Genomic DNA, 9,509 nt, shown 5'->3' with positions numbered 1-9,509 from the left:
GAAATAGTCTCAGTCCCGCAGCCCCAGAAAACAGAAACACGATGATACCAAGCAAAGGAAATATCTTTTTCCACTCCTGCCATCTGGAAGGGGGCACTTGCTTGGTTAATGCAATCTTTATGGGCTTCTTGCGAGTCATCGCGCCATCATAGCAAACAGTATGCCGAACGACAGCAAGACATCTCCTTTCAATTTCCATGGCCGCTTTTTACTGCCTTCAAACATAAAGCCGACCTTCCGGTCTCCCCCTCTGTGCTGCCTGTCTGCTCAAGGAATATGAAGCAGACAGGCAGGATACGCCTTCAAGTCAGACATCGAAGTGGTGATGGTGGCTGCCCGAAAGCAGACGTTTTTAGGTGAACCGCGATAAACCGCGTTTGGGACCTAACCGACCGACAGCTTCGGAGCGCCTCGCCGCAAATTCCGGACGCTACACGGAAGTGATTAGCGATCCTTTGGCGCCCTCATTCCGCACAGTGCGCGCCCCGGAGGTGGGACATGATCACCGCCGCTCGTTCAGCCTTATCGTCCCCTTTCATTGAGATCACCAACACAATTGATCTCTCGGGAGCCCATCTTGCGATAACTTTGTTTGTAAGCATATGTTATTTCTGGTTTAAAGGGGTTCGGGGGATTGGCAACTTTGATTGCAAATTCTGATTTTAAGTCGATCGCGCCGAAAGCGATTTCGGAAGTCGCTTCAGCCGATCATGTGCAGGCCGGTCTACCGATCCCGAAAGCCATCCGTGTGCAGGTCTTTTCTCCGGATGACTGGGAAGGCTTCACGGAGGAGTGGGCGAGTTCGCTCAAGGGTTATGCGATCGTGCGACGCTTTGCGGGCGCTGGCGACATGGGGCTCGACGTCACCGGTTTTACCGCCGCCGCAGGGTTCAGCGCTCCATGGGACAATTACCAGTGCAAGCGTTACGATCATCCGTTACGTCCTTCAGATATTCATGTCGAAATCGGGAAGATCATCTACTATTCGTGGCTCGGTGAGTTTACCGTGCCGAGAAAGCACTACTTCGCCGCAAGCAAAGACGTCGGCACAACCGCTGCAAAACTTCTCCTTGACCCGATGAGTCTGAAGGAGAGCACCCGGGACGCCTGGGAAAGGCAGTGTCGGCACGAAATCACTAAGACGGCAGATGTGGCACTTACGGGCAGTCTTCTCTCCTACTTCAATGCGTTTGATTTCTCGATCTTCGGGTCCAAAAGCGTATTGGAACTGATCGCCCAGCATGAAACCACCAAGTTCCATGCGATCCGTTTCGGCGGCGGCCTTCCACCACGCCCAGCTTCACATGTTCCGCCGGCTGAGCCTGCTGAACACGAGAGCCGGTATATTCGGCAACTCCTCAATGCCTATGGGGACCACCTAGGTGAACAGTTGCCGGACGTTACCGCCCTCGCTTCGAAGCAACAGCTTCACCGTGACTTCAGCAGGCAACGTGAACGCTTTTACAGCGCGGAAGCGCTAAGGAATTTCTCGCGGGACACCGTGCCTGAAGGGACGTTCGACGCTTTGCAGGAGGAAGTCTTTCAGGGTGTCGTCGACATATGCGAGGGTTCGCATCTAACAGGGTTCGAGCGTATGAAGGCCACCGTGTCGCAAGCGGCGCAGGTTGTTTTAACGTCCAATCCATTAGCCCCCGCCACACGCGTTCAGGACCGGCAAGGCATTTGCCACCAGCTTGCGAATGAAGACCGGCTTTATTGGATACCGACAGATGAGTAAGCGGCTGAGCCCGTTTAACAGCCCTTTGGAAACGGGCGTGCGCGCCCTTGCGATCTTGGAGGCTGCCCATCCGAATGGCTGCGATTTGCAGCGGCTTGTCGAGCTTGATTACCTTGTTGTGCATTCCAGCGACGCTGGAGGTCCAGACAGCCTGCACGTGCCATTGCCGATGCGCGCTGGCGAACTTCTGGTTCGTAGGGAAATCATTGAAAAGGGATTGCTTCTGATGGCGAGCCGGGGGTTGGTCGAGCGGGTAGCGCGCCCAGATGGGATACTTTACCGTGCAGGCGAGGCTGCGGCACCTTACATGGCAGCATTGAGTGCACCATACTCGGTTGAGTTGAGGGCGCGAGCGGCCTGGGTTATTCAAGCATTTGGCCATATGACCACCGATGCGATCCGCACGATTACTCAGCGTTTCTTTGAGAAATGGACTAGCCAGTTCCAGCCTGGTCAGCTTCGAGGGCCTCGCGTATGAGTGGCTATCTCCGTCTGGATAAACTGGGTTTTTCAGGCCCCTCTAAGCGCGCTGAGATTAGCTTTTCTCGTGGCGTCAACGTTATCTGTGGTGCATCGGACACCGGCAAATCCTTTCTTGCTGAGGCGATCGACTTCATGCTCGGCGGCTCCGACCTGAAGGAGATCCCGGAAAGGGAGGGCTACAGTGCTTTATATCTGGGTCTGTCCGGTCCCGAATCCGAATCATGGACTTTCGAGCGTGCGATCTCGGGCGGGAATTTCATTCTTCGCCAAGGCGATACCGCTCATACGCTACGTCAAGCGCATGCACATGAGCGCATTGATAATGTGTCAGGATTTCTGCTCGAAAAAATAGGCCTCCTCGGCAAGCGGATCCTGAAGAGCAGCGCGAAGAGCACGACCAACAGTCTCAGCTTCCGCAACCTAGCCCGCCTCGTAATTGTGCAAGAAGGTGAAATTCAACACAAGGGATCGCCATTCTGGGGTGGGCAGTACACCCTTAAGACGGCCGAACTCGCCACCATCAAGCTGTTGCTAACTGGGATCGATGATTCCGCTGTTGTGTCCGTCACGGCTGACGAGCCAGACCAGACAGGACAACTCATGCTGCTCGACGAACTAATCGCGGATCTCGCGTCGGAAATTACCGATATGGGAGAAGAGAAAGCCGAGTTGGAAGCGCAACTCGAAAGGCTCGAAACCTCCGCAGCTGAACATCGGAACAGCGTGGCAGACGCGCAGCTGAACCTCGAAGATCGGATGTCTCAGCGCCGCGAGCTGGCAAACCAATCGCGTGAAATTACCAACCGGCTCGACGAGATTGGTGAGTTGCTCGCCCGCTTCGAACTTCTTCGGGAGCATTACGCAGTTGACCGTGATCGCCTGCAGGCAATCCAAGAGAGCGGCACATTATTCGCCTACGTCGAGCGCGTGGCCTGTCCGCTATGCGGAGCAGGGCCCGAAGCTCAGCATGCCGACGCTGATTGCGACGGAAATGTCGCGGAAATCGTTGAAGCGGCGACGGCCGAAATTGGAAAAATCGAGCGACTCTCTGAGGAACTCGCCTCCACAGTAACCCAACTGCGGGCCGAAAAAGATCACCTCGAAGATTTGCAGGCAACGGTCGTAGAAGCCTACGCTACCGTCGATGGCGACATCCGGCAGACTATGGCGCCCGAAGTGGAAGCTGCTCGAGCAAAGTTCACCGACATCATCGAGACGCGGTCAGCCGTCCGTGGATTTTTGGCTCTTTTTGATCGGCGAGACAAGCTCGAAGCACGCCGCGCAGATCTGGATGATGTCGCGGCCGAACCTGCTGAGAAGACCAAGGTCGCAGTCGGATTCTCAGAGGCTGTCGCCCACCGATTCTCGTTGAAGGTCGAGCAAATTCTCAAAGCGTGGAATTTTCCTGGTGAATGCCGTGTCCATTACGACAAAAATGCAAGTGATTTTGTCATCGACGGAAAACCAAGAGGAAGTCGCGGTAAGGGCTTGCGTGCGATAACGCATGCCGCCGTTTCGATCGCCTTGCTTGAATATTGTCAGGAACATGGTCTGCCGCATCCAGGCTTCCTAGTGCTGGACTCCCCGCTTCTAGCCTACTTCAAGCCTGAGGGCGATGAGGACACCGCGCTACAGGGTACAGATCTGAAGGAGCGGTTCTACAGCTATCTTAAGGCACACCATGGCGATGGCAGCCAAGTAATAGTCATTGAGAATCAGCATCCACCTGACAGCGAACTCGAGGGGTTGAATCTTACGATATTCACAGGAAACCCGACCGAAGGTCGCTTCGGGCTTTTGTGAGTCAGACTATCGACGAACGTTGGCCGTCGCGCAGTCGTTGCTGTGTGATCGGGTATGGAAGCTGCAGGTCCGCACTTGGGAGCTCACAATTGGACGCTAAACGAATGGGATGGACCGGTAAGCTCCGTGAACCTGAGTGCTGCGAATGACTGCTTTCGGCTATTGCTTCCCGATATCAGACATTCCGTTCGCCCCCCATAATTGCCCTTCCCCGCTGATATTTTCACGTGGAAGGGCGATATCTTCCTCAAGCGTTTTTAACCCAGAACCTCGTTGTCGCATTTCTCCGCGAGGTCCATCCAGCCTGCCGCATGGCTTGAGCAAGTGCCCGTTGATGGATCGTAGACAATGGCCATTGATACTGAAGTAAACCTTCGACCACCAACCGTGAGGTGATGTGACCTTTTTGAGAGGTAGCCCAGACTTCGAGCACTTCGGGCATCCGGGCGTCGGGCCGCTCCTCGAATGTCGGAAGCTGCTGAGGAGGAGCTGGTAGTGGTGGCGCCCGCTCCTGCTCTTCCCGTGAGGAATAAAACTCCTCTGCGATGATCGAGATACGCTCATCGGGAGTTTCAGACGTTTTTCGCAGTGTCCCGAACAGATGCTCGGCCAGAAATTCAGCGTGCTCACGAAGGGTCAACTCTGCTTCCGGGTTAGCAATCGCCCCGGTCTCGATTTCCTCCCATGCTTTACCCAACCCGATGGGTTCCCAATAGCCGCGGGCGTAATGCTCCGCCAGGTTCTCCTGAGTGACCGCCATCCACCGGCCTTGTATCACGTTGAAAATTTCAATGCGTTCGGGAAGGCATTTCCGTCGCCGGCTTTCCCTTAGCCATTCCCTGCGTTTTTCCTCATTATGTACGGGAGAGTCGCCGCGCTGCTGCAGATCATAAGGCTGCCTACTGGCCTTACTCCGGACATCCTTCCATATCTCGCCTGGATCACCGAAGCCTCGGACGGACAGCGGACAGAGTTCCAGGATATTTTCCGTAGTGGCCAGACACCACCGCCAGGTAATGATGTTCCATACCAGAAGACGGTCAGTCTTTGGCTGATATCTGGTATTGCGTGCCAACCATTCCCTCTGGTTTGGCCCCGACAGCATTCTCACTGCGTCATCGCGCATGATGATATTCCTCATTGGTTTCCAAGTTTCGTTCTGAACGGATCTGAGAAACCGGTTGAGGCGGCCCTGTTGGCCATGGCACGATGCGGATGCGCGCAATCGCCCGGCCCTCTTTCGAAGGTCGGGACGCATGTAACTGTCTGATATGCCAGTATTTCATGGCGATCAGACGTCGATTGTGAGTGATTTATGATGGAAGTGGTTGCGGGGGCCTGCAACCAAAGAAAGCTGCTGCTTGTCAGCGGGTTCGTAGAGAGGCTCGCTGCATGACATAGTCGATTGATAAACAATCGTTTTTATCAATATTCTATCTCGCTGCGACCTCTTTCGGTCAGACCGTGTCAGCCAGCCAGTCGTCGGTTCGAAGACCCTCCACCCGCTGAAATTCCCGCAGATTGCCGGTCACCACAATCAGCCCTCTGCTCCGGGCATGCCCGGCAATCATGAGATCATAGGGACCTATGATACGGCCATTCCGTTCAAGAGCAGCCCGAATATCCGCCGTATGGGCAGCCGCTTCACTGTCGAATGGCAGGACTGCCAGCCTTGCCGCGAAGTGCTCGACTTCACGCCGTGTGCGCACGGGATCTGACGAGCGTTCCGCGCCATAAAGCAGCTCATACAGAACCACGTCCGAGAGGCAGAGTTCCTCCGCACAGCTGTTGAACCTCGGACGCAACCCCTGTGGCCTATCCCGCAACACCCGGATACAGAGGTTCGTATCCAGCAGGTAACGCAGCATTCAGAGCGCCTCACGTTCCTGCATGGCCGGCTGGTTCCGCTCCCCCAGATCCACCCCGGGAGCCGCAAAGAAATCATCCCACGCTGCATCGGCCGGTGCGATGATCCGCCGTGAACCTTCGGACACAATGACGACGTCACGCACCTGCTCCCCGAAGGCGACCATCTTCGGCAGGCGCACTGCCTGCGAGCGGTTGGATAGAAAGAGTGTCGTACGGGTCAGCATCGGCTATTCCTTCCCATGGATATGCATCATGTATATCCCATTTGAACGAAGTTGTCCCGTACTTTCGGGCCCCTCCGCACCACATGCATACAATCCGGACAGGTGATACAGTGGCCCTTCCGCCTGCTCCATGATGGGATCGCTCTCAATCTCTCCCTGCAAGATAAAAAGACAGCATTCATGACAGACACCTTTATTATTTCGACAGCAATGGGGGGCAAGCAGAATGTCAGCTATCAGACAACTCAACCATAGTATCTGCCATTCATCAACATAGCATCGACTGTGCGCTATACGCACATTGAAAATATTAGGACCCTATTTCCTGATTCCGAGAAGAATACCATACTATAGATTAAAAATTAATTCCGAATACTTTTTTCAGAAGCAATTCAGGATTTGATAGAATGTTCTCTCCAGAATTCTGGTTGAGCATCGAGGAAGCGAGTCACTCTGTCACTTTTCGGGACGACTACCTCGCTTCTTGAATCTGCATAATGGTTATGAACGCAACTCTATCGTGTTTTGCTCAGCTTCTTGATAAATTATGGGCCACGTCAGAACCGAAAAAATAGTCAATCGGAGGGAGTTAGAGCAGTTCCACTGAACCCTGAATCGAGAGGTGACAGTGAAGGCGCGATGTGATTCACCGTTTTCCTTGATGGAGACGGTGATGGCACGAGCATTGAGTGATGATCTTCGGAAGCGGGTTCTGGAAGCTGGAATTGGGGGAGCGTCAGCCCGCTCGCTTGCGGCACGGTTCGGTGTTGGGATTTCGACGGCGATCCGCTGGCTGCGTCGGGAACGTGAGAGCGGCGAGCGGACGCCCCGTCGTCAGGGTAAACCGCGCGGATCACGGCTGGACGCGCATGAAGCGTTCATTGCCGGCATGATCGAAGCGCAGAAAGACATCACGCTCCACGAAATGATGGCGCGTCTGGAAAGCGAACGGGCCGTCGGGATCGGTCGCAGCATGCTCAGTCGCTGGCTGCGGCAACACGGATGGACATTCAAAAAAAGACCGCTCATGCACTGGAGCAGGAGCGTGAGGAGGTCCTGAAGCGACGACAGGAGTGGTTTGATCTCCAGCCTGACCTCGATCCGAAGCGTCTGGTGTTCATTGACGAAACCGGCCTCTCCACGAAGATGACCCGTCTGCGCGGGCGTACCTTGCGCGGGGAGCGTTGCCGCGCCGGTGTGCCGCACGGTCACTGGAAAACCACGACTTTCACCGGGGGGCTGCGTCTGACAGGCCTGACCGCGCCCTTCGTGCATGATGGTCCCATGAACGGCAGGATCTTTCAGGTTTATGTCGAACGGGTTCTCATCCCGACACTGAAGCCGGGCGATATCGTCGTGATGGACAATCTTCCGGCGCATAAGCTGCCGGCGATACAGAAGGCCATTGAGCAGGCAGGGGCGGAACTGATGTTCCTGCCGCCATACAGCCCGGACTTTAATCCCATCGAAATGGCCTTCTCAAAACTCAAGGCCTTGCTGCGCGCCAAAGCCGAACGGACTGTCGGTGCTCTGTGGGATACCGTCGGCGCGCTGCTTCCGGCTTTCACTCCCAGTCAATGCGCCAGTTTCTTTACAGCCTCTGGATATGAGCCAGATTAAAGTGGAACCGCTCTAAGTATTCATCAGCGTCGATCCGTCGAGACGGCGTTGTTCGATGGATTCCGGACCTACACGGCGAACAATCGGCAAGTGCACGAGCGCTGCGCAGCTATCGTGTCCCAAACCATCCAGCGTCTCAATGCACGGTCAACCTTACAGGATGAAAATCTTCCGCCCCTAGAGGCGCTACACGAAGAATTGGAATTGATGGATCAGATTATTCGGCTGGCCAGCCCGGCGCAGTTTTCGCATACGCAGGAAGACCTGGATTTGGTCGCTCGCACTCGTGCAGCCATCGATGAACTCGCATCAATCGAGGAAAGCAACGCCACATGAGTTGGTTCGAGGGATCAGAACCGTCGGAACTGGAAATGCGTCGAGAGATCAGTCTGTACCTCAGTGTGGCGCATGGTACCAAGAAGCATGTCCCTCGCACGCAGGTACTGCTTCGAAACTTGTGGATGGAGGCTCGCTTACGTGCTGTTGATGTTTGGCCAAGTCTGAACACGTTGGCCGATGTTACGTCACGCGGAACCTGTTTAGTCCCGTGTTTTGATGGGTTGGATTGATGATGAATTTTTCTGGCTCTGAAGTCCATATTTTGCAGACATATTCGTAAGGTGTGAGGCCACTCAGGGTCTTGAGGCTTCGCCCGAAGTTATAGGCTGCCATGAAGTCATTGAGATGTGTCCTCAACTGCTCATGACTATCGTAATGGAAGCGTTTGACGGTTGCTTCCTTGATCGTCCGGTTCATCCGTTCAACCTGACCGTTCGTCCAGGGATGATTGGGTTTCGTCAGACGATGTTCGATCCCGTGAGCTTCGCAGATCATGTCGAAGCGCATGGGGCGAGACCAGGCCGTATTGCGGTTACGGGGCTGGTCAGCGAACTGGATGCCGTTATCTGTCAGAATGGTATGGATCCGATAAGGAATGATGCTCAGGAGATATTCGAGGAATTCCCAGGCGGTCTTCCGATCGGCTTTCTCAACCAGTTGTGTGACAGCGAACTTGCTGGTCCGATCGATGGCGACGAAGAGATACAGCTTGCCTTCAGCAGTTTGGACCTCGGCAATATCGATATGAAAAAAGCCGATGGGATAGCGTTTGAAACGCTGTCGTTTGGGCTTGTCTCCCTCGATATCCGGAAGCCGGGATATCCCGTGGCGCTGAAGGCAGCGATGCAGAGCCGAGCGTGTCAGATGAGGGATGCTGGCCTGCAGGGCATAAAGACAGTCATCCAGCGGCAGCAACGTATGCCGGCGAAACGCCACGATCATCGCTTCGTCCGTCTCGGACAGGACCGTTGAGCGCGGCTCTTTAGGGCCTGTCTTCTGATCTTGGACACTCTGTCGCTTCCGCCACTTTGCAACTGTTTTTGGGTTGATCCCGAACTCCTTGCTCAGCGACGCGAGCGAAGCCTGCGATCGCTGTATTGCTGCTCGCACGGCGTACGTAGTCGTGGCGCTCCCATGACGTATCTGCCCCATAAGGCTTCCTTCCACTCGCGTGAAAATAATACCCCATCAAATCCCGGGACTAAACACCTTATGTGTTTCCAGCCTGTTATGATGACCTCATGAACGCCCCTGGCCAGGGGCGTTCATGAGGTGAGATACAGCGCTTAACACCTGGTAGCCTGACCACGTTTTCTAGCAGGCTGATCTCGCCTCTCTTCACCGTCTCGAACAGTTGACGGCGGCCCGCTTTCGGGACCGCGAACATAAGAAAGAGAGAGTGATATGTCTGCGCAAACCGTCATTGGAATAGA

Annotated in this window: 9 protein-coding genes and 1 pseudogene; 5 read left to right on the top strand and 5 right to left on the bottom strand. The window is 54.9% G+C overall.

Annotated features, from left to right (window positions below; all coding sequences use genetic code 11):
- Positions 1 to 199 (bottom strand): annotated as a pseudogene (locus KP699_RS15550) (hypothetical protein); the annotation flags it as partial.
- 435 nt (positions 200 to 634) lie between these two features.
- Between KP699_RS15550 and KP699_RS15545 the strand changes: the two are divergent.
- Genes KP699_RS15545 through KP699_RS15535 form a run of 3 tightly spaced genes read left to right on the top strand, consistent with a single transcriptional unit; the run spans position 635 to position 4,024 of the window.
- Entirely contained in the window at positions 635 to 1,738 is a 1,104-nt protein-coding gene (locus KP699_RS15545) for an ABC-three component system protein (protein ID WP_215763263.1), read from the top strand.
- Positions 1,731 to 2,216: an ABC-three component system middle component 2 gene (locus tag KP699_RS15540; RefSeq protein WP_061471181.1), complete on the top strand. Its 486-nt coding sequence runs from the start codon at positions 1,731 to 1,733 to the stop codon at positions 2,214 to 2,216. The genes KP699_RS15545 and KP699_RS15540 overlap by 8 nt, the downstream gene beginning before the upstream one ends.
- The gene (locus KP699_RS15535; RefSeq protein WP_215763262.1) at positions 2,213 to 4,024 is read left to right on the top strand and encodes a hypothetical protein; all 1,812 of its coding nucleotides are present in this window, start codon (positions 2,213 to 2,215) and stop codon (positions 4,022 to 4,024) included. The genes KP699_RS15540 and KP699_RS15535 overlap by 4 nt, the downstream gene beginning before the upstream one ends.
- Before the next feature lie 247 nt (positions 4,025 to 4,271).
- On the opposite strand, the gene KP699_RS15530 is transcribed toward KP699_RS15535, so the two are convergent.
- The 3 genes from KP699_RS15530 to vapB form a co-directional block, all read right to left on the bottom strand.
- Positions 4,272 to 5,150: a hypothetical protein gene (locus tag KP699_RS15530; RefSeq protein ID WP_215763261.1), complete on the bottom strand. Its 879-nt coding sequence runs from the start codon at positions 5,148 to 5,150 to the stop codon at positions 4,272 to 4,274.
- A gap of 331 nt (positions 5,151 to 5,481) precedes the next feature.
- Positions 5,482 to 5,892, bottom strand: coding sequence for a tRNA(fMet)-specific endonuclease VapC (vapC, locus tag KP699_RS15525; protein ID WP_215763260.1), 411 nt, complete (start codon positions 5,890 to 5,892; stop codon positions 5,482 to 5,484).
- Complete coding sequence (gene vapB / locus KP699_RS15520) at positions 5,893 to 6,117, bottom strand: type II toxin-antitoxin system VapB family antitoxin (protein WP_010511771.1); 225 nt, start codon at positions 6,115 to 6,117, stop codon at positions 5,893 to 5,895. It abuts the gene before it with no gap.
- A 673-nt stretch (positions 6,118 to 6,790) separates the two neighbouring features.
- Here vapB and KP699_RS15515 point away from each other — a divergent pair.
- Positions 6,791 to 7,737, top strand: a protein-coding gene (locus KP699_RS15515) for an IS630 family transposase (protein WP_374196965.1) whose coding sequence is annotated in 2 segments (ribosomal slippage) — positions 6,791 to 7,127 and positions 7,127 to 7,737 — 948 coding nt in all. Because the reading frame shifts where the segments join, the coding sequence is not laid out codon by codon here.
- Positions 7,738 to 7,944: 207 nt separating this feature from the next.
- Positions 7,945 to 8,073, top strand: a complete 129-nt coding sequence (locus KP699_RS16670; protein ID WP_256442374.1) for a hypothetical protein — start codon at positions 7,945 to 7,947, stop codon at positions 8,071 to 8,073.
- A 183-nt stretch (positions 8,074 to 8,256) separates the two neighbouring features.
- Here the strand turns inward: KP699_RS16670 and KP699_RS15510 are convergent, their stop codons facing one another.
- Positions 8,257 to 9,228 (bottom strand): IS481 family transposase, encoded by a 972-nt coding sequence (locus KP699_RS15510; RefSeq protein WP_215763259.1) that lies wholly within the window; start codon positions 9,226 to 9,228, stop codon positions 8,257 to 8,259.
- Positions 9,229 to 9,509 lie beyond the last annotated feature (281 nt).

Origin of the sequence: Acetobacter sp. P1H12_c (assembly GCF_018811975.1) — a bacterium.
GTDB classification, from domain to species: domain Bacteria; phylum Pseudomonadota; class Alphaproteobacteria; order Acetobacterales; family Acetobacteraceae; genus Acetobacter; species Acetobacter persici.
Note: the sequence above shows the minus strand (reverse complement) of the source record. Positions and strands in the feature narration are given on the sequence as shown.

Excerpts from the sequence above, each read along its gene's own strand:
- KP699_RS15540 (WP_061471181.1), top strand. The coding sequence starts at position 1,731 with ATGAGTAAGCGGCTGAGCCCGTTTAACAGCCCTTTGGAAACGGGCGTG.
- KP699_RS15535 (WP_215763262.1), top strand. The coding sequence starts at position 2,213 with ATGAGTGGCTATCTCCGTCTGGATAAACTGGGTTTTTCAGGCCCCTCT.
- KP699_RS15530 (WP_215763261.1), bottom strand. The coding sequence starts at position 5,150 with ATGCGCGATGACGCAGTGAGAATGCTGTCGGGGCCAAACCAGAGGGAA.
- vapC (WP_215763260.1), bottom strand. The coding sequence starts at position 5,892 with ATGCTGCGTTACCTGCTGGATACGAACCTCTGTATCCGGGTGTTGCGG.
- vapB (WP_010511771.1), bottom strand. The coding sequence starts at position 6,117 with ATGCTGACCCGTACGACACTCTTTCTATCCAACCGCTCGCAGGCAGTG.
- KP699_RS16670 (WP_256442374.1), top strand. The coding sequence starts at position 7,945 with ATGGATCAGATTATTCGGCTGGCCAGCCCGGCGCAGTTTTCGCATACG.
- KP699_RS15510 (WP_215763259.1), bottom strand. The coding sequence starts at position 9,228 with ATGGGGCAGATACGTCATGGGAGCGCCACGACTACGTACGCCGTGCGA.